The sequence below is a fragment of the Rhodoferax sp. GW821-FHT09E07 genome, assembly GCF_059416145.1.
Window position 1 is genome coordinate 172,549 of the sequence record NZ_JBWKOP010000003.1, and the last position, 17,659, is coordinate 190,207.

Below are 17,659 nucleotides of genomic sequence, written 5' to 3' on the forward strand. Positions count from 1 at the left end.
ATGATGCCGTGACCCCATCGCTACCCGGGGGAATCAGCGCCTAATCCGCCCACCGGTGCTGGGCGGACTACTAAAATCAGGCCACACCGACTCTTTAGACCTTTTATGTCTTCCCGCAACAGCTTGCCCCTGTCCGAACACGCAATGCAAATTGCCGAGCGTCGCTTCCCTGAGCTCGCAGCCAAGTCGGGACATGTGGCCTATAAGACTACGCTGCAACGCACCGGTGCCGTCGTCGTGAAGACGAGCCTGGGCCAAATGGTGGAGCGTCGTGCGGATGGCACCTCCATCGTCATCAAAAACCTGCCCTTGGGCAAACGCGTGAAGCCCGGCACTATTCTCAAACGTGCCAAGTAACAAGCTGCTGGTTCCGAGAAAACGCTTGACGTACCAATCTACTAGTTGGTAGACTACGCACCATGGACACCGAACTCTCCCCCAAAGCCGCCGAAATCGTTGCCTGCGCGCGTTCGCTGTTGGCGGCCGGGGGCTACAACGGGTTCAGCTATGCCGATGTGTCTGCGGCCGTCAACATCAGCAAGCCCAGCATCCACCACCACTTTGCCAGCAAGGCAGAACTGGTGCGCGTGGTGCTGGTGCGGTACCGCGCGGAGGTCCGCGCCGGGGTGGCTGCGCTGGAGCAGCAGGTGTCGGCCCCCGTAGCGCAGCTGCAGGCCTACACGGATTACTGGTCGGCCTGCATCCGCGAGGGCAGCCTGCCCTTTTGCGTCTGCGCCATGCTGGCGGCAGAGCTGCCCGCCATTCCGGCCGAAGTGGCGGATGAGGTGCGGGGCCATTTTTCAGAATTGAGCGCCTGGCTCACCGGGGTGCTGACCCGCGGCGCGGCGCAAAAGGCGTTCTTCCTGCAGACCACGCCCGAGGAAGAGGCCAAGACCTTTATGGCCACCGTGCACGGCGCGATGCTGTCGGCCCGCGCGTTTGGCGACCCAGACATGTTTCCCCGCATCGTTCAGCCGTTGCTGCGCCGGCTGACGTCTCCCTGAGCATTTCGCAGTTCTTCGTTCCCTCGTTTTTTTAACCTCTCAATCTACCAACTAATAGATAGGTAAACTCACCATGCCACATCCTCTCTCCGCCCTCGGTATCGCCCACACCGCCATCAGCCTGGTACCCGTGGTGGCCGGCCTCTACAGCTTTGCGCAATACCGCGCGATCCGCCCGTCCACCCGCTCGGGCAAGGTTTACCTGGTGGGGTTGCTGGTTTCGGTGCTGACCGCGTTTGGCCTTTCCAGCACCGGCGGTTTCAACCCCGGGCACGCCCTGGGCATCCTGGCGCTGCTGGCGGTTGGCGGCAGCCTGCTGATTCCCCGCCTTTCCTTTTTGGGCTGGGCGCGGCCTTACCTGGCCACGTTCGGGCTGTCGTTCAGCTTCTTCCTCACGCTGGTGCCGGGCATCAATGAGACGCTGACCCGCCTGCCCGCCTCGCAGCCCTTGGCCACCGGGCCGGAGCATCCGCTGGTGCAAAGCACCTTGCTGGCCTGGGTGGTGATCTTTCTCGCCGGCTTTGTCTTCCAGGCGTGGACGATCCGCACACGTTCACAAGCCAAATAGGCCTCTAGCCCCCGTGGAATGTGTGCTGGCAGCTTCTGTTTTGATAGCAATCAACCGCTAGTCGGGAAAGCGCTCTACGTGCGTCTCGCCGCGGCGGCCCAGGTAGACCACGTGGCGACCTGCGATCCAGACCGTGTAGGCCACGCAGCCTGCGCGCTGTGACAGCGTCTTGAACTCGGGGTACATCACGCGGCCCTGCTGTGCCCCCAGGATGGCGGCGCGCACGGCGTCGCCGTCAAAGGCATCGGCAATGCCGTGCTGCGGACGCTCGAAACTGAAATCTGCAGTGCTGCCGTCTGGCAGGTAGTAGGTGGTGTGGCCGCTGCGGTAGTCCACATGGTAGGACTCCACCCCGGCGCCCACCAGTTGGCCAATGACTTGGCCGAAGTGAATGCTGCCCCCGTTGGAGGCTTCAAAGGTGGACTGGATGGTGGCGCGGGTGGTTTCGTTCATGGGTTTGCTTCCTAGGCCGTGGGGATGTCTTTGAGCTGGTGGTGTTGCACCAGGGCTTGCATGGCCTGCGTCAGCGCATCACGCTCTGCAGCGGGCAGGTGGCCGAAGAAATGAGCGTCATTCGCGTCGGCCAAGGCCGCCAGCCTGGGTACCAGGGCCTTGCCCGCGGCGGTGAGACCCAGGCTTTGCTCGCGGGCGCGGCCATCGGCCAGCTGCCGCCCGGCCAGGCCTTTCTCTTCCAGGCGGGACACCACCTTGGACGCCGCGCCCTTGGTCATGCCCAGCGCGTCGATGAGTGCGGCGTGGGTGGTCTCCTCTTGCGACCAGAGCGTGCGCAGCGCCACCCATTCGGTGACGGTAACGCCCTTCTCTTCCAGCAACTGCTGGAAACGCATGGACACGTGGTTGGAGACAAAGCGCAACCAGAAGCCCAGGTGGGCTTCCAGCGGCGAGGGGGCGGTTTGTTTTTTGCGGTTGCTCATTAGGTTTCCCTGGAAACTACCTTGCAGTTTAGTTTCTAAGGAAACCAATGTCAAGCATCTCGAATGCAGCTGGGCAGCGGATATGAAAAAGGGAGCCAATGGCTCCCTTTTTTGCTGCGCGGCCGTCAACCCAATGCCGGCTGATTAGCCCTGAAACCACAACGTAGGTAATCCACCCAGCGGCTTGAGCAACCTGGCCACCGCGCCCTCGCGCACCAGCTGCGTGGCATGCGCAATGTCGGGCGCCAGGTAGCGGTCCACATGGTGGGCCGGCACGTCCTTGCGCAAGAGCGCATGCACCTCTTCCAACACGGGGGAACTCTTGAGCGGGCGCAGAAATTCAATGCCCTGCGCGGCAGCCAGCAGCTCGATGCCGAGGATGTGCGCGGTGTTGTGGATCATGCCCTGCAGGCGGCGCGCGGCGAAGGTGGCCATGGACACGTGGTCTTCCTGGTTGGCACTGGTGGGCAGGCTGTCCACGCTGGCCGGGTGGGCCATGGACTTGTTCTCCGACGCCAGCGCAGCGGCGGTGACGTGCGCAATCATGAAGCCGCTGTTCAGGCCCGCATCAGCCGTGAGGAAGGGCGGCAAGCGAGACACGCCGCTGTCGATCAGCATGGCAATGCGGCGCTCGGCAATGGCACCCACTTCGGCGATGGCCAGGGCCATGCCGTCGGCAGCCAAAGCCACGGGCTCGGCGTGGAAGTTGCCACCGGAAATCATGGCGCCATCATCGGGGAACACCAAGGGGTTGTCGGTCACCGCATTGGCTTCGATGAGCAACACACGCGCCGCGTGGCGCAGCTGGTCCAGGCAAGCGCCCACCACCTGGGGCTGGCAGCGCAGGCAATACGGGTCTTGCACGCGGTCATCGTTCTCGGCATGGCTGGCGCGGATGGCACTGCCCTTGAGCACCTCGCGGTAGTACTGGGCCACATCGATCTGGCCAGGCTGGCCACGCACGGCGTGGATGCGCGGGTCAAACGGGCCGTCGCTGCCACGCGCGGCGTCCAGCGTGAGCGCGCCGATGAGCAGTGCGGCTTCCAGCACCGGCTCAAACGCCAGCAGGCCATGCAGCGCCAGTGCCGTCGATGTCTGCGTGCCGTTGATCAGGGCCAGGCCCTCCTTGGCTTCCAGCTCCAGCGGCGTGATGCCGGCCTTCTGCAGTGCCTGCAGCGCAGGCACGCGCACGCCATCCACCAGCATATCGCCCTCACCCATCAGCGCCAGCGTCATGTGGGACAGCGGCGCCAAGTCACCCGACGCGCCCACCGAGCCTTGTGCGGGAACAAAGGGCACCAGGCCCGCGTTGTGCACGGCCAAGAGCGTGTCCACCACCAGCTCGCGGCAACCCGAGTAGCCGCGCGCCAGGCTGGCGGCCTTGGTGGCCATCATCAGCCGCATGATGGGAGCGGCCAGCGGCTCGCCCACACCCACGCTGTGGCTGCGAATCAGATTGCGTTGCAAGGTGGCCAGTTGGTCTTTGCTGATGCGCTTGTTGGCCAGCTTGCCAAAGCCGGTGTTTACGCCGTACACCGGTGCGTCGCCATCGGCCGCAGCCTTCACCAGCGCGTGCGACGCCCGCATGGCCACGCGGGCGGACTCGGGCAGGCTGAGCTGGCACACGCCAGCGTGGATCAGGCCCAGTTCGTCCAGCGTGATCTTGCCGGGGTTGAGGATGAGAGAGGTCATGGGGCAGTCTTTCTTGTTGTTGTGATTATTGGGGAATCATGGGCAGGTTCATGCCTTGTTCTTTGGCGCATTGCACTGCAATGTCGTAGCCTGCGTCGGCATGGCGCATCACGCCGGTACCCGGGTCGTTCCACAGCACGCGCTCCAGGCGCTTGGCGGCCGCATCGGTGCCATCCGCCACGATAACGACACCGCTGTGCTGGCTGTAGCCCATGCCCACGCCACCGCCATGGTGCAGGCTGACCCAGGTGGCGCCGCCGGCGGTGTTCAGCAGTGCGTTGAGCAGCGGCCAGTCGCTCACTGCGTCGCTGCCGTCCTGCATGCTCTCTGTTTCGCGGTTGGGGGATGCGACGCTGCCGCTGTCCAGATGGTCCCGGCCAATGACGATGGGGGCTTTCAGCTCGCCACTCTTCACCATCTCGTTAAAGGCCAGGCCAGCGCGGTGGCGCTCGCCCAAACCAATCCAGCAGATGCGCGCGGGCAGGCCCTGGAAGGCAATGCGCTCACCGGCCATGTCCAGCCAGCGGTGCAGGGCTTTGTCTTCGGGGAACAGCTCTTTCATCTTGGCGTCGGTCTTGCGAATGTCTTCCGGGTCGCCACTCAGCGCCACCCAGCGGAATGGGCCCTTGCCGCGGCAAAACAGCGGGCGCACATAGGCGGGCACAAAGCCGGGAAAGTTAAACGCGTTGGCCACGCCCTGGTCCAGCGCCACTTGGCGGATGTTGTTGCCGTAGTCCACCGTAGGAATGCCCATGGCCTGGAAATCCAGCATGGCCTGCACATGCACGGCGCAGCCCTTGGCGGCTGCCAAGCGCAGCGCTGCGTGTTGGGTGTCGTCGGCCTGTGCAGCGCGCCACTGCTCTACCGTCCAGCCGCTGGGCAAGTAGCCGTTGACCAGGTCATGGGCGGAGGTCTGGTCGGTCACGATGTCGGGGCGAATGACACCATTCTTCACACGCTTGACCAGCTCGGGCAGGATGTCTGCCGCATTGCCCAGCAGGGCAATGGACACGGCTTTCTTCTCGGCGGTGTACTTGGCCAGGCGGGCCAATGCGTCATCCAAGTCGGTGGCCTGCTCGTCCACATAGCGGGTCTTGAGGCGGAAGTCGATGCGGCTTTGCTGGCATTCGATGTTGAGGGACGAGGCGCCTGCAAAGCTGGCCGCCAGCGGCTGCGCGCCACCCATGCCGCCCAGGCCTGCGGTCAGGATCCAGCGGCCCGCCAGGCTGCCACCGTAGTGCTGCTTGCCAGCCTCCACAAAGGTCTCGTAGGTGCCTTGCACGATGCCCTGGCTGCCGATGTAGATCCAGCTGCCGGCCGTCATCTGGCCGTACATCATGAGGCCCTTCTTGTCCAGTTCGTGGAAGTGCTCCCAGGTGGCCCACTTGGGCACCAGGTTGGAATTGGCAATCAGCACGCGGGGGGCGTCCGCATGGCTGCGGAATACGCCCACGGGCTTGCCGCTTTGCACCAGCAGGGTTTCGTCTTCGTTCAGCTTGCGCAGGCTTTCCAGAATCGCCTCGTAGCAGTCCCAGTTGCGCGCGGCCTTGCCAATGCCGCCGTACACCACTAGGGCGTCGGGGTTCTCGGCCACCTCGGGATCCAGGTTGTTTTGCAGCATGCGGTAGGCGGCTTCAATGAGCCAGTTCTTGCAATGCAGCTCGGTGCCGCGAGGGGCGCGCACGGGGTGGGCTTGGGCGGGTGTGATGGTGGATGCCATGGTCTTTTCTCACAAACAACAAAGAATGCGGCGAAGTCTACTTGTCTAGACATGTCTATGCAACTAGAATTTACACCATGGCTCAAGCACCCTATACCCGTGTCAAAGATTTTCTGAAGCAAGGACTGGCCGAAGGCCGCTGGACGCCGGGCGCGCAAATGCCGTCCGAATCGGAACTGGTGAGCCAGTTCCAGGTCAGCCGCATGACGGTGGGGCGCGCCATCCGCGAACTGCAGGCCGAAGGCCTGGTCACGCGCATCCAGGGGGTGGGCACCTTTGCCGCACACCTGGCGCGCGTGTCGTCCACGCTCACCATCAAGGACTTGCACGAAGAGATACTGGCCCGCGGCCACCAGCACCAGGCGCGGGTGGTGCTGTCCCGCGAGGAGCCCACGGCCGATGGCCTGGCGCAGCAACTCGGCCTGCCGCTGGGCGCGCCGGTGTTTCACACCCTCATCGTTCATTACGAGAACGGCGTTCCCCTGCAGTGCGAAGACCGTTATGTAAACCCCGCCTGCGCGCCCGACTATTTGAGCGTGGACTTCACCCAGACCACACCCACGCACTACCTGTTGGCCGTGGCCCCGCTGTGGGAGGCACAGTACTCCATCGAGGCTGGCCCGCCCAGCGCACAAGAGGCAGAGCTGCTGGGTATCACCCCGGCCGACCCGTGCCTTGTCATCGTGCGCCGCACCATGAACCGCGATGTGCCCATCACCCTGGCGCGCTTGGTGCACCCCGGTGCGCGCTACCAGATCCACGGGCAATTCAAGCCATGACACCGCTATTGGTTCTCGCCCAGGATTGCGCGCCCCAGCCCTGGCGCAACGGCGGCGGGCAAACGCGTGAGTTGCTGGCCTGGCCGCCGGTGGGCGAATGGCAGCTGCGCATCAGCCGTGCAGACATTGATGCTGATGGCCCGTTCTCGGCCTTCCCCGGCGTGCAGCGCTGGTTTGCCGTATTACAGGGCGCGGGCGTGGCACTAAAGCTGGGCAGCGAACGACGACTGCGGGCGGGCGACACACCACTGTGCTTTGACGGCGCCGCAGCGCCCGACTGCCGACTGCTGGACGGCCCCACCCAGGACCTGAACCTCATGGCGCGCAAGGGCAAGGGCCTGATGCAAGCCGTGAGGTCCGGCCAGGCCTGGTCTGCCACGTTGGGCGCCTGCGGCCTCTACACCTGCCAGGCAGGGCAATGGAGCGATGGCACACAAACCTTGAAACTGGCTGCACACACACTGCTGTGGGACAGCACGCCGCGCAGCGCCACGTGGCAGTTTGTGGCCGAGGACAACGCCCCTGCCCTGTGCGCCTACTGGCTGGGTTTTTCACCGTCCAGCGCCACAATTGGAGGCTACCCATGACCGCCCTCACCCTCTGGCGCAACGCCAAGCTGGCCACGCTGCATGGCAACACCCCTTGGGGGTGGATTGAAGACGGCGCGGTGCTTACGCAGGGTGAGCGCATCGTCTGGGTTGGCGAAGCGGCAGACCTCCTGGCGACCGCCAACAAGCAGGTAGAAGACGAATATGACCTGGGCGGCGCGCTGCTGACACCCGGCCTGGTGGACTGCCACACGCACCTGGTCTACGGCGGTCAGCGCGCTACCGAGTTTGAGCAGCGGCTGCAGGGCGCCAGCTACGAGGAGATCGCCCGCGCGGGCGGCGGTATCCGCTCCACCGTAGCCGCCACGCGCGCCGCGAGCGACGAAGCGCTGCTGGCCAGCGCAACCCGCCGCGCACAAAGCCTCATGGCCGAGGGTGTGACCACGCTGGAAATCAAGTCGGGCTATGGCCTGAGCGCACCCGACGAAGCGCGCTGCCTGCGCGTGGCACGCGCACTGGGCGACACACTCCCCTTGAGCGTGCGCACCACCTACCTGGGCGCACACGCCGTGCCGCCCGAGTTCGCGGGCCGTACCGATGACTATGTGGACGCTGTCTGCGCCTGGATGCCCGCACTGCAGGCCGAGGGCCTGGTGGACGCAGTGGACGCGTTTTGCGAGAACATTGGCTTCACACCCGCGCAAACGCGGCGCGTTTTCGAGGCCGCGCGCGCGCTGGGACTCCCGGTCAAGCTGCATGCCGAGCAATTGAGCGACCAGGGTGGAGCGGCACTGGCCGCCGAGTTTGGCGCCCTGTCATGCGACCACCTGGAGCACCTGAGCGAGTCCGGCATCCGCGCCATGCAAGCTGCCGGCACCGTGGCCGTGCTGCTGCCCGGCGCCTACTACTTTTTGCGCGATACCAAGTTGCCGCCCGTCAACGCCCTGCGCGCGCACGGCGTGCCCATGGCTATTGCCACCGACCACAACCCCGGCACCTCGCCCGGCCTGTCCCTGCTGCTCATGCTCAACATGGCCTGCACGCTGTTCCGTCTGACGCCCGAAGAAGCGCTGCGCGGCGCCACGGTGCACGGCGCACGCGCGCTGGGCCTGCATGACCGCGGCACGCTGGCAGCCGGTCAGCGCGCGGACTTCTGCGTGTGGGACGTGGAACACCCCAATGAGCTGGCCTACTGGTTTGGCCACAACCCTTGCCGCCGCGTCATCCACGGCGGGCTGGAGCGCACCGCATGACGACTTCCATCACAGCCCCCGTCTTCACCCTCACACCCGGCAGCACACCGCTGCTGGTGAGTTTTCCGCATGTGGGCACGGAGATCCCGCCCGGGCTGCAAGACCGCCTGGTGCCGCGCGCCCTGGCCACCGAAGACACCGACTGGCACCTGGAGCCGCTGTACAGTTTTGTGCGCGCCATGGGGGCGGGCACCATCGTGCCGCGCTACGCGCGCTATGTGGTGGACCTGAACCGCCCGCCCGAGAACGCGCCCATGTACCCCGGCGTGAACAACACCGAGCTATGCCCCACGCGCTTTTTTAGCGGCGAGCCGCTGTACCGCGACGGCATGGCCCCCACCGAGCCCGAGGTAGCGGACCGGGTAGCGACCTACTGGCGCCCCTACCACGATGCCTTGAACTCCGAGCTGCAGCGCCTGCGCAGTGCACATGGCCACGCCGTGCTGTTTGATGCGCACAGCATCCGCTCCGTGCTGCCTTGGTTGTTCGATGGCCAGCTGCCGGACCTGAACCTGGGCACCGTCAACGGCAGCAGCGCCGCACCCGCATTGCGCGAGGCGCTATCAAAAGTATTGCAAAGCCAAAGCCATTTCAGCCAGGTGGTGGACGGCCGCTTCAAGGGTGGCCACATCACACGCCACTACGGCCGCCCGGCCGACAACGTGCACGCCATCCAGTTGGAGATGTGCTGGCGCTGCTACATGGCTGAGGAACCGCCCTATGTGATCGACCCCGCGCGCGCCGCCGCCGTGCTGCCCGTACTGCGGGCGCTGGTGCAGACCATGGTGAACTGGAGGCCCGCATGAGCGCGCAACTCTTGTGGACACCGCAGGCCTGGGTCAATGGTCGCTGGGAACACAACGTGTGCCTGGCGGTGGATGCGCAGGGCCACTGGGCCGACATCACACTGGGCATAACCACCCCACCCGCGCACGCCACCGTGCTGCCCGGCCCCGTGTTACCGGGCCTGGTCAATGCGCACAGCCACGCCTTCCAGCGTGCGTTTGCGGGCCTGGCCGAGCGGCGTGAATCGGCGGCGGACGACTTCTGGTCCTGGCGCGACCGCATGTATGGCGTGGCGCTGCGCATCACGCCCGCGCAGTTGCGCGCCGTGGCAGCCCAGCTGTATGTGGAGCTGCTGCAGGGCGGCTACACGCAGGTGTGTGAGTTCCACTACCTGCACCACCAGCCCGATGGCCAGCCCTATGCGGACGAGGCCACCATGGCCTGGGCCGTGGCCGATGCCGCCGCTGATGCCGGCCTGGGCCTGACCGTGCTGCCCGTGCTGTACGAGCGCGCAGGCTTTGCCCAGCCCGCGCTGCGGCCGGACCAGCGCCGCTTTGCCGGCACGCCGGATTTCATCGCCCGGCTGCAGACTACCGTGCAAGCCAGCGGCCGGCCGTTGTTGAATGCGGGCGTGGCCATCCACTCGTTGCGCGCTGCTTCGGCCGAATCCATCGACGCCCTGCTCGCCCAAGTGGGCGATGCGGACGTGCCCATCCACATCCACGTAGCCGAGCAGATGCAGGAGGTGCGCGACTGCTTGGCCTCTACAGGCCAGCACCCCATTGCCTGGCTGGGCCAGCGCTGGGCGATGGACGCACGCTGGCAGTTGGTGCATGCGACACATACCGAGCAGGCCGAGATAGACGCCGTGGCGCGCAGCGGCGCCGGCATCGTCATCTGCCCCAGCACCGAAGGCAACCTGGGCGATGGCTTTGCCGACCTGCCCGACTGGCTGGCTGCGGGCGTGCCCATGGCACTGGGATCAGACAGCCATGTGAGTCGCCACTGGGCAGAAGAACTGCGCTGGCTGGAGTACGGCCAGCGCCTGCGCCTGCAGCAGCGCAATGTGGCGGCAGCGCCCGAGCAGCAACCGGCCACCGCCGCGCGCCTGTTCGACGCCGCCTTGCAGGCCGGGGGACCAGCGGCGGGCCAGACACGATGGGGCCTCACACGTGGCGCACGTGCCGATGCGCTGGTGCTGGATGTGCAAACGCCCGGCTTGTTGGGCGTGCCGGCCAGTCACCAACTGGATGCGCTGGTGTTTGCCACCAACACGTCAGCACTGAGCGAGGTCTACGTGGCGGGCCGCAAAGTGGTGCACGGTGGGCGGCATGTGGACCAGAGCCGCATTGCCAGTGAATTTACGACGATCATGCAGGCGCTCTGGAATATTTGAACAAAATAGGCTGCTAGCCCCCGTATTCATTGCGCCAGCAGCTTCTCTTTTGATAGCAATCCACAACTCTACAAATCGTTCAAAGCCCTGTCTTGCCGCATGCGTTCAATGGCCAGGTCCAGAAAAGCGCGCACGCGCTGTGGGGCTTGGCGACCTTCGCGGTGTACCACGTGCACCGGCAGCGCGGGCGGCTCGTACGCGCTGAGCACCACCTTGAGGCGGCCGGCACGTACATGCTCCGCCACCTGGTAGGACAGCAAGCGCGTGATACCAAAGCCGCTCACGGCGGCGGCCATTGCCGCGTCATTGGTGCTGGTGATCAGGCGAGGCTGCAGCCGCACGGTGCGCGGCTGCCCCTGGTCCAACAGCTTCCACTCGGGGGTGGGCGTGACGCTGGTCGCCGACACCATGGTGTGCCCCTGAAGCGCCTCGGGGGTGGCTGGCACACCGTGCCGGGCCAAGTAGTCTGGCGCGGCGCAGATCACACGGCGCACCTGCCCCACGCGCACGGCCTGCATCGAGGAGTCGGGCAGCTCACCGATGCGCACAGCCACATCCACCCCCTCGTCCAGCAAATGGACCACGCGGTCCAGGAACAAGCACGAGGCGCTGACCTCCGGGTAGCGCGACAGGTACTCGGTAACGATGGGGGTGACATACAGCCCGCCAAAAAGGACGGGCGCCGTGATGGTGAGCCGTCCACGCGGAGAGGCATGCAGTCCGGTCACCGATTCGTCCGCCTCGCGCATCTCCGCCAGGATGCGCCGACAGTCCTGCACATAGCGCTCGCCGGCATCGGTCATGCGCAGTGTGCGCGTGGTGCGTGTCAGCAAGCGCAAGCCCAGGTGCGTCTCCAGCTCGTTGACGGCCCGCGTCACTGCGGGGGGCGACATGTTCAGCTTGCGCGCGGCGCCCGCAAAGCCCTGTGCGTCCACCACGGTGACAAAAACATTGATGAGATGAAACCGGTCCATATTGTTCCGTTAAATGGAATTATCAATTGATTTTATAGACCGTTCTCATATTGCGATGAACTAAATACAGTTCATCCATTCGCCAAACACCGGCGAATACCGGTCCCGAAAACCCATTCCAACCTTGAAGGAAATCACCATGTCCCGCATCAGCATCCCCACCGTCGACAACTCCCTGGAAGCGTCCAAGCCCCTGCTGGCCGCCGTGAACAAGCAACTGGGCATGGTGCCCAACCTGATGAAACTGGTGGGCCACAGCCCCGCTGCGCTGGAAGGCTATCTGTCACTCAGTGGCGCCCTTGGCAAAGGCAAGCTGAATGCCGCGCTGCGCGAACGCATCGCGCTGACGGTGTCCGAGTACAACGGCTGCGACTACTGCCTGTCGGCCCACGACTACCTGGGCCGCAATGTGGCCAAGGTGAGCGGTGCCGAACTGGCAGCCGCACGCGACGGCCACTCGGAAGACGCACGCACACAAGCGGCGCTGCAATTTGCACTGCGTGTGGCACAGTCGCGCGGCCGTGTCAGCGACGCGGACCTCGCTACGCTGCGTCTGGCGGGCTTTGACGAGGCCAGCACCATTGAAATTGTGGCCAACGTTGCCGTAAACGTGTTGACCAACTACATCAACAACGTGGCGCAAACGGACATTGATTTCCCCGTGGTGAACGCCAAGCTGGCTGCCTGAGGCACGACACACCATGAACCTCGACACTGCTGTTCAAACCCATGCGCAGTGGAAGACCAAGCTGCGTTCCGCCATCAGCAAGCGGGAGCAGCTGGACTTGGCAACGCTGTCACGCGACGACTGCTGCGAGCTGGGGCAGTGGCTGCACGGCGAGGGCCGTGCGCGCTACAGTGCATTGGGCGCACATGCAGACTGCGTGCACAAGCATGTGGTGTTCCACAGCGAAGTGACCAAGATTGCCCGCGCGGTGAACGCACAGCAGTTCGCGCAGGCCGAAAGCATGCTGGACGCGGGCACCTCGTACGCCAAGGCATCCAGTGCGCTCAGCGTGTCCTTTTTGCAGCTGCGCAAGGACGCGGGCATCTAACCCACAAGCAGGATTCGCCATGGACCAACACCGGCTCTATTCCAGCGACGTGGCCTTCACCCCTGCGGTGAAGGCCATCCAGCAACGCAAAGGTTCTCGCCACGGCTATGCCCGCATGGAGCAAGGCAGCGGGTGGGAGACGCGTATCACCCTGGAGCTGCGCAAATTCATTGCGGCGCAAACCAGCGTGTACATGGCCACAGCGAATGCCGATGGGCAACCGTACATCCAGCACCGGGGTGGACCAGCAGGTTTTCTGCGTGTGCTGGATGAACGCACGCTGGCGTTTGTGGACTATGCGGGCAACAAGCAGTACATCTCCAGTGGCAATCTGTCGGAGAACCCCAAGGCGCATCTATTCCTGATGGACTACGCGCACCGGCAACGCATCAAGATCTGGGGTGAGGCACGCGTGGTCGAGGGTGATGCCACGCTGGTGAGCCAACTCATGCCGGCGGACTACGCCGCCAAGCCCGAGCAAGTCATTCTGTTCACCGTGAGCGCATGGGACGCCAACTGCCCCCAGCACATCCCCGTGCGCTTTGACGCAGCCGATGTGCAGCAGGCCCTGGACCAGCGCGATGCCCGCATCCGTGAACTGGAGTTGCAGCTGGATCAGCTGCGATCCAAGCTATCCGGTGGCTAGGCCGGCTGCAACCCCATGCGGATGCAGATGGTGTTGACCTTGTCTTCCAGAATCGCCTTGGTAAATGGCTTGACGATGTAGCCGGAAGCTCCCTGCTGGGCGGCCAGCACGATGTCCTCCTTGCGCGCTTCGGCCGTTACCAGCAAGAACGGCAGGTGCTTCAAATTCGGATCCGCGCGTACGGCGGCCAGCAGTGCGAAGCCGTTCATATTGGGCATGTTGATGTCGCTGATGACGAAATCAAACTTGGTATTGCGCAGCCGTTGCAGGGCAATCGCACCGTCCTCGGCCTCATCCGCTTCCGCGTAGCCACTCTCCTTGAGTAAATTGCGGATGATGCGGCGCATCGTCGAAAAGTCGTCCACCACCAAAAATCGCAAGTTATTTGCCACGGACAAACCTTTCAAAATCCCAGGGACGCCAGCAGGTCGTCCACATCACCCTGCTGCATGGCCTCGGACGCGACCTGCGGGCCTTCCAGCTTGTGGGTGTCTACATTGAGTTCCTTGGCGGGCGCGTCCGCCGTGGCCTTCAGTTGCTCAGAACTGTCCACCAGCAAATGCAGCAGTTGCATCTCGGTACGGCTGATGATGTCAATCACCTTCTTGATCACCTGGCCTGAGAGATCCTGAAAATCCTGCGCCATCATGATGTCGCTCAGCACGTTGCGCTGGTGCTCGGAAAACTCGGCCGTGCGGCGGGCAAACGAGCCGCAGACGTTGAGCAGGCCACGGGCCTTCTCCACGCTCATGTCCTCCGCAGAGGCGATGCGTTGCAAGGATTCACCGAGATCCTTGCCGCGGCTCGCCAGGTCATCGCAGGCGGGCTTGGCGTCGTCCACCAGGTTGAGCACCTTGTTGGCGGCATCCTCGGTCATCTTGCCCACGTAGGCCAACCGATCCCGCGCATTCGGGATCTCCTCCACGATGGCGTGCAACTGGTTGCCACCCAACACGGCAAGCGCCTCATGCAGCTCACGCGTAATACCACCCAGTCGGGAAAAGGCTTCTTCTTTGCTAATGGGGGAAGTCATGGAAATTCACTTTCAATCGTCTTGGTTTTATGGGTTCTTGCGGGCCTGCCGACTCAAGTGCCGGGGAATAGCAGCTGGTTCAAATCAGGAAACTTCCATTTCGTTGGATCCTCACGGGCCACAATTTTTTCTGTCTCACCGGGCAGCGACAGGTCAATCACCTCCGGCACGATGCGCAGATTGGATTTGGTGGAAAAGAACACGCGCACGGCAGGCGTGGTCAACGACTTGCCGGTTTGCTCCACCACCACACCCAGGCGCCCCGAGGTCAGACGCACCAGCGAGCCAATGGGATAAATGCCCAAGCTCTTTACAAACGCCTGGAACACCTTGGGGTCGAAATGCCCGGTCCACTCCGCCATCTTGCGCAGCGACTCGGCGGGGTCCCAGCCCGTTTTGTAGGGCCGATTGGAGGTAATGGCGTCGTACACATCACACACTGCGCCCATCTTGGCCAGCAAGCTGATGTCGGGCCCCTTGAGCCCTTTGGGGTAGCCCGAACCATCCACTTTTTCATGGTGGTGCAGGCAAACATCCAGTACACCGGGATCGATATCGTGCCCATCCAGCAGCATGCGGTGGCCAAGCTCCGGGTGCGTCTTGATCACCGCAAACTCTGCATCGGTGAGCTTGCCCGGCTTGTTCAACACCTCCATGGGCATGGACGCTTTGCCCAGGTCATGCATCAACCCTGCCATGCCCGCAACGCGCGTCTGCTCTTCATCCAGGCGCAGCTGCCGGGCCAGCGCAACCATCATGGCGCACACCGCCACCGAGTGCATGTAGGTGTAGTCATCCGCAGACTTCAGGCGCGCCAGGCTGATGAGTGCCCCCGTGTTGCGTGTCACCGAGTCCGAAATCTCCTGCACCAGCGCCTTGGCCGTGCTGGTATCCACGGCTTTGCCCATGCGCGCTTCCTGGAACATGGACATCACCGCCCGGCGCGACTGGGCAAAGATCTTCACGGCCTGTGCCAGTTCATCCTGGGCGGAGACAGGCTCCAGCAAGCGCTCTTCCACGTCGGCCTTTTGCAGCTCTGCGTTGACCTGCTCCTACGACTCCACCTCGGACACCGCGGTCTCGCCACGGGCTACGTCCAAGCCCTTGGAGCAGTCAATCCAGACCTCCCGGATATTGCTGGCCAGAATGGTCTTGATGTCTTTGGGATCTGTGATTACAAACCCCGCACGCCAAAAGGGATGGTCCATCCAGGAACCGCAAAATTCCTTGAGGTGCATACCCACCGTCAACTGCTGAACGCCAATTTTTTTGAGCATGGTCAGCCTAGACTTGGTTGCGCAAGGGGACTGGCATCAATGGCCTCAGAACGTTTCCCAGTCTTCATCTGCGCCTCCGGCCAGGGCCAGTGCTGGCGCGGCGATCCGGGCTTTGGGCTGGGCGGCAGCGGGCGCCTTGGGCGCAGCTACCTGTTTGGTCTGCATGCCTACTTTGCGCAAGGCAGGGCTGGCCAGCTTGGTGGCGGTAAAACTGGGGGTAACCTCACGCACCGGGGCTTTTGTTGGCACCGCCACCGCGTTCTGCTCCAGTTTGAAAATGCTGACGGTTTGCACCAGATCCTGCGCCTGTGCCTTCAAGCTGCTGGCAGCCGCCGCCATCTCTTCCACCAGCGCTGCATTCTGCTGGGTCACCTGGTCCATCTGCACCACGGCTTCACCCACTTGGGACACTCCGGCCGCCTGCTCGTTGCTGGCCGCGCTGATTTCTCCCATCAAGTCAGTAACGCGCTTGATGGAGTCCACCACTTCCGTCATGGTCGCACCGGCTTGGTCCACAAGGGTAGTGCCGAATTCCACGCGCTCCACGCTGGCACCAATCAGGGACTTGATTTCCTTGGCCGCCTCGGCCGAGCGACCGGCGAGGGAGCGCACCTCCGTGGCAACGACGGCAAAACCACGGCCCTGCTCACCCGCACGTGCGGCTTCCACCGCGGCATTGAGCGCCAGGATATTGGTCTGGAACGCAATGCCGTCAATCACGCTGATGATGTCGGCAATCTTGCGCGACGACTCGTTGATGCTTTTCATGGTATCAACCACCTGGCCCACGACCTCACCGCCCTTGACGGCCACGGTAGAGGCTGTGATCGCCAACTGGTTGGCTTGGCGTGCACCATCGGCGTTCTGCTTCACGGTCGCGCTGAGTTGCTCCATGGAGGCTGCTGTCTCCTCCAGAGAACTGGCTTGTTCTTCCGTGCGCGCGCTCAGATCGTGGTTGCCCTGGGCAATTTCGGAGCTGGCGTTGGACACGCCATTGGAACCCTGGCGTACCTTGGTGACTACGTGCACCAGACTGGTTTGCATGCGCTTGAGCTGGACCATCATGCTGTGGTTGTCGTCAGCATGCACGTCAATGTGGAACGTCAGGTCCCCTTCAGCCACAGCCTCGGCCACTCTGGCGGCATGGGCAGGCTCCCCTCCTAGTTGACCCGTGATGGAGCGGGTGACAAGCCAGCCCAAAACTACCGCCGTGGCAATGCTCAAGGCATTGGCAATGAGTAGCAAGGCACGGGCATGGACATAGTCGGCCTCCGCTGTCTCAAACTGCTGTTCGTTCTGCGCCTGCTCAAAGCTGATGTTTTCATCCAATAAGTCTTGCCATTTTTGCGTGGCTGGATTTGCCTCTTTGAACAGCAGCGCAACGGCTTCATCATCCTTATCTGCCATGCCCAACTCAATGACTCGGTTGTTCAGGGGGCGGGCTGCATTTTTAGCCTCTTCGATCTTGGCGTGCAATGCCTTTACACCCTCGCTGGGCGGCAGCTTCTGCAACTCCTCCCAGGCCTTGTCATAGTCTGCCCTGGCCTTGGTGATTTTGATGACCTCCCGGTTCTTCTCGGGCGCATCACTCAACAGCACCACGCTGCGCATTTCGCGTACCACAACATGAATGGCCTCAGCCATGTCATTGCTCAACCTAATCTTGACGTTGTTGTCTTTGACAATATCTCGAAGGTTTTCTTCAATGGTCGCCAGCTTGGAAATGGAAAGCGCCGCCGCGATGACGCTGATGGCCAGGACTGCGCCAAAGGCACTGGCCAGCCTGGCCGCAACGGTCATATTCTTGAAATTCATACATTCCCCTAACAAACAGAGCCCCTCCGTACTATCCGCCGTTGGATGGCGCTAAGTGATAGAAATGTACGGAAAAGGCGGCCTCTGGCACATCAGGCGAATACCTGAGTTGGACTAGGGAAAAAGCTGTATTCAGCTTCGATTGGCGGGCGTCGGTATTCAATCGGCCGTGTTGCAA

At 63.4% G+C, this 17,659-nt stretch carries 19 protein-coding genes and 1 pseudogene; 11 read left to right on the forward strand and 9 right to left on the reverse strand.

Translation table 11 applies throughout. The features are described 5' to 3' along the window. Window positions 1–105: 105 nt before the first annotated feature. The 3 genes from AC07OE_RS06580 to AC07OE_RS06590 all read left to right on the forward strand — a co-directional run bounded on the left by AC07OE_RS06580 (window position 106) and on the right by AC07OE_RS06590 (window position 1,572). Window positions 106–357, forward strand: a complete 252-nt coding sequence (locus AC07OE_RS06580) for a hypothetical protein (RefSeq protein ID WP_495069760.1) — start codon at window positions 106–108, stop codon at window positions 355–357. Window positions 358–419: 62 nt separating this feature from the next. After that, window positions 420–1,004 carry a TetR/AcrR family transcriptional regulator gene (locus AC07OE_RS06585; RefSeq protein WP_495069761.1) on the forward strand — a complete coding sequence of 195 codons (585 nt, stop codon included), beginning with the start codon at window positions 420–422 and terminating at the stop codon, window positions 1,002–1,004. A 73-nt stretch (window positions 1,005–1,077) separates the two neighbouring features. Beyond that, window positions 1,078–1,572, forward strand: a complete 495-nt coding sequence (locus AC07OE_RS06590; protein WP_495069762.1) for a hypothetical protein — start codon at window positions 1,078–1,080, stop codon at window positions 1,570–1,572. A gap of 57 nt (window positions 1,573–1,629) precedes the next feature. On the opposite strand, the gene AC07OE_RS06595 is transcribed toward AC07OE_RS06590, so the two are convergent. The 4 genes from AC07OE_RS06595 to hutU form a co-directional block, all read right to left on the reverse strand. Continuing rightward, on the reverse strand, window positions 1,630–2,025 hold the full coding sequence (locus tag AC07OE_RS06595) for a DUF1398 domain-containing protein (RefSeq protein WP_495069763.1): 396 nt from the start codon (window positions 2,023–2,025) through the stop codon (window positions 1,630–1,632). Window positions 2,026–2,036: 11 nt separating this feature from the next. Beyond that, window positions 2,037–2,507, reverse strand: a complete 471-nt coding sequence (locus AC07OE_RS06600) for a MarR family winged helix-turn-helix transcriptional regulator (protein WP_495069764.1) — start codon at window positions 2,505–2,507, stop codon at window positions 2,037–2,039. Between the two features lie 144 nt (window positions 2,508–2,651). Further along, a complete protein-coding gene (hutH, locus tag AC07OE_RS06605) occupies window positions 2,652–4,199 on the reverse strand; it encodes a histidine ammonia-lyase (protein WP_495069765.1) in 1,548 nt (515 codons plus the stop codon). A gap of 25 nt (window positions 4,200–4,224) precedes the next feature. After that, window positions 4,225–5,919 carry a urocanate hydratase gene (gene hutU, locus AC07OE_RS06610; RefSeq protein WP_495069766.1) on the reverse strand — a complete coding sequence of 565 codons (1,695 nt, stop codon included), beginning with the start codon at window positions 5,917–5,919 and terminating at the stop codon, window positions 4,225–4,227. Between the two features lie 77 nt (window positions 5,920–5,996). Between hutU and hutC the strand changes: the two genes are divergently transcribed. Genes hutC through AC07OE_RS06635 form a run of 5 tightly spaced genes read left to right on the forward strand, consistent with a single transcriptional unit; the run spans window position 5,997 to window position 10,681 of the window. Then, on the forward strand, window positions 5,997–6,698 hold the full coding sequence (gene hutC / locus AC07OE_RS06615; protein ID WP_495069767.1) for a histidine utilization transcriptional repressor HutC: 702 nt from the start codon (window positions 5,997–5,999) through the stop codon (window positions 6,696–6,698). Beyond that, window positions 6,695–7,285 carry a HutD/Ves family protein gene (locus tag AC07OE_RS06620; protein ID WP_495069768.1) on the forward strand — a complete coding sequence of 197 codons (591 nt, stop codon included), beginning with the start codon at window positions 6,695–6,697 and terminating at the stop codon, window positions 7,283–7,285. The genes hutC and AC07OE_RS06620 overlap by 4 nt, the downstream gene beginning before the upstream one ends. Continuing rightward, entirely contained in the window at window positions 7,282–8,499 is a 1,218-nt protein-coding gene (gene hutI, locus AC07OE_RS06625; protein ID WP_495069769.1) for an imidazolonepropionase, read from the forward strand. Before AC07OE_RS06620 ends, hutI begins: the two co-directional genes overlap by 4 nt. Next, on the forward strand, window positions 8,496–9,305 hold the full coding sequence (gene hutG, locus AC07OE_RS06630) for an N-formylglutamate deformylase (RefSeq protein WP_495069770.1): 810 nt from the start codon (window positions 8,496–8,498) through the stop codon (window positions 9,303–9,305). The genes hutI and hutG overlap by 4 nt, the downstream gene beginning before the upstream one ends. Further along, complete coding sequence (locus AC07OE_RS06635; protein ID WP_495069771.1) at window positions 9,302–10,681, forward strand: formimidoylglutamate deiminase; 1,380 nt, start codon at window positions 9,302–9,304, stop codon at window positions 10,679–10,681. Before hutG ends, AC07OE_RS06635 begins: the two co-directional genes overlap by 4 nt. Window positions 10,682–10,749: 68 nt before the next feature. On the opposite strand, the gene AC07OE_RS06640 is transcribed toward AC07OE_RS06635, so the two are convergent. Continuing rightward, a complete protein-coding gene (locus AC07OE_RS06640) occupies window positions 10,750–11,655 on the reverse strand; it encodes a LysR substrate-binding domain-containing protein (RefSeq protein WP_495069772.1) in 906 nt (301 codons plus the stop codon). Window positions 11,656–11,794: 139 nt separating this feature from the next. Here AC07OE_RS06640 and AC07OE_RS06645 point away from each other — a divergent pair, with 139 nt between their 5' ends. The 3 genes from AC07OE_RS06645 to AC07OE_RS06655 are packed head-to-tail and all read left to right on the forward strand — an operon-like array spanning window position 11,795 to window position 13,356. Further along, complete coding sequence (locus AC07OE_RS06645) at window positions 11,795–12,343, forward strand: carboxymuconolactone decarboxylase family protein (protein WP_495069773.1); 549 nt, start codon at window positions 11,795–11,797, stop codon at window positions 12,341–12,343. Between the two features lie 13 nt (window positions 12,344–12,356). Next, entirely contained in the window at window positions 12,357–12,710 is a 354-nt protein-coding gene (locus AC07OE_RS06650) for a CZB domain-containing protein (RefSeq protein ID WP_495069774.1), read from the forward strand. Between the two features lie 19 nt (window positions 12,711–12,729). Continuing rightward, entirely contained in the window at window positions 12,730–13,356 is a 627-nt protein-coding gene (locus AC07OE_RS06655) for a pyridoxamine 5'-phosphate oxidase family protein (RefSeq protein WP_495069775.1), read from the forward strand. Here the strand turns inward: AC07OE_RS06655 and AC07OE_RS06660 are convergent. From AC07OE_RS06660 to AC07OE_RS06675, 4 genes and pseudogenes are all read right to left on the reverse strand, one after another. After that, a complete protein-coding gene (locus AC07OE_RS06660; protein ID WP_495069776.1) occupies window positions 13,353–13,748 on the reverse strand; it encodes a response regulator in 396 nt (131 codons plus the stop codon). The genes AC07OE_RS06655 and AC07OE_RS06660 overlap by 4 nt on opposite strands. Before the next feature lie 11 nt (window positions 13,749–13,759). Further along, window positions 13,760–14,389 (reverse strand): protein phosphatase CheZ, encoded by a 630-nt coding sequence (locus AC07OE_RS06665; protein WP_495069777.1) that lies wholly within the window; start codon window positions 14,387–14,389, stop codon window positions 13,760–13,762. Between the two features lie 53 nt (window positions 14,390–14,442). Beyond that, window positions 14,443–15,666, reverse strand: a pseudogene (locus tag AC07OE_RS06670) (HD-GYP domain-containing protein). A 45-nt stretch (window positions 15,667–15,711) separates the two neighbouring features. Then, on the reverse strand, window positions 15,712–17,481 hold the full coding sequence (locus AC07OE_RS06675; RefSeq protein ID WP_495069778.1) for a methyl-accepting chemotaxis protein: 1,770 nt from the start codon (window positions 17,479–17,481) through the stop codon (window positions 15,712–15,714). Between the last annotated feature and the right edge of the window lie 178 nt (window positions 17,482–17,659).

Excerpts from the sequence above, each read along its gene's own strand:
- AC07OE_RS06580 (WP_495069760.1), top strand. The coding sequence starts at position 106 with ATGTCTTCCCGCAACAGCTTGCCCCTGTCCGAACACGCAATGCAAATT.
- AC07OE_RS06585 (WP_495069761.1), top strand. The coding sequence starts at position 420 with ATGGACACCGAACTCTCCCCCAAAGCCGCCGAAATCGTTGCCTGCGCG.
- AC07OE_RS06590 (WP_495069762.1), top strand. The coding sequence starts at position 1,078 with ATGCCACATCCTCTCTCCGCCCTCGGTATCGCCCACACCGCCATCAGC.
- AC07OE_RS06595 (WP_495069763.1), bottom strand. The coding sequence starts at position 2,025 with ATGAACGAAACCACCCGCGCCACCATCCAGTCCACCTTTGAAGCCTCC.
- AC07OE_RS06600 (WP_495069764.1), bottom strand. The coding sequence starts at position 2,507 with ATGAGCAACCGCAAAAAACAAACCGCCCCCTCGCCGCTGGAAGCCCAC.
- hutH (WP_495069765.1), bottom strand. The coding sequence starts at position 4,199 with ATGACCTCTCTCATCCTCAACCCCGGCAAGATCACGCTGGACGAACTG.
- hutU (WP_495069766.1), bottom strand. The coding sequence starts at position 5,919 with ATGGCATCCACCATCACACCCGCCCAAGCCCACCCCGTGCGCGCCCCT.
- hutC (WP_495069767.1), top strand. The coding sequence starts at position 5,997 with ATGGCTCAAGCACCCTATACCCGTGTCAAAGATTTTCTGAAGCAAGGA.
- AC07OE_RS06620 (WP_495069768.1), top strand. The coding sequence starts at position 6,695 with ATGACACCGCTATTGGTTCTCGCCCAGGATTGCGCGCCCCAGCCCTGG.
- hutI (WP_495069769.1), top strand. The coding sequence starts at position 7,282 with ATGACCGCCCTCACCCTCTGGCGCAACGCCAAGCTGGCCACGCTGCAT.
- hutG (WP_495069770.1), top strand. The coding sequence starts at position 8,496 with ATGACGACTTCCATCACAGCCCCCGTCTTCACCCTCACACCCGGCAGC.
- AC07OE_RS06635 (WP_495069771.1), top strand. The coding sequence starts at position 9,302 with ATGAGCGCGCAACTCTTGTGGACACCGCAGGCCTGGGTCAATGGTCGC.
- AC07OE_RS06640 (WP_495069772.1), bottom strand. The coding sequence starts at position 11,655 with ATGGACCGGTTTCATCTCATCAATGTTTTTGTCACCGTGGTGGACGCA.
- AC07OE_RS06645 (WP_495069773.1), top strand. The coding sequence starts at position 11,795 with ATGTCCCGCATCAGCATCCCCACCGTCGACAACTCCCTGGAAGCGTCC.
- AC07OE_RS06650 (WP_495069774.1), top strand. The coding sequence starts at position 12,357 with ATGAACCTCGACACTGCTGTTCAAACCCATGCGCAGTGGAAGACCAAG.
- AC07OE_RS06655 (WP_495069775.1), top strand. The coding sequence starts at position 12,730 with ATGGACCAACACCGGCTCTATTCCAGCGACGTGGCCTTCACCCCTGCG.
- AC07OE_RS06665 (WP_495069777.1), bottom strand. The coding sequence starts at position 14,389 with ATGACTTCCCCCATTAGCAAAGAAGAAGCCTTTTCCCGACTGGGTGGT.
- AC07OE_RS06675 (WP_495069778.1), bottom strand. The coding sequence starts at position 17,481 with ATGAATTTCAAGAATATGACCGTTGCGGCCAGGCTGGCCAGTGCCTTT.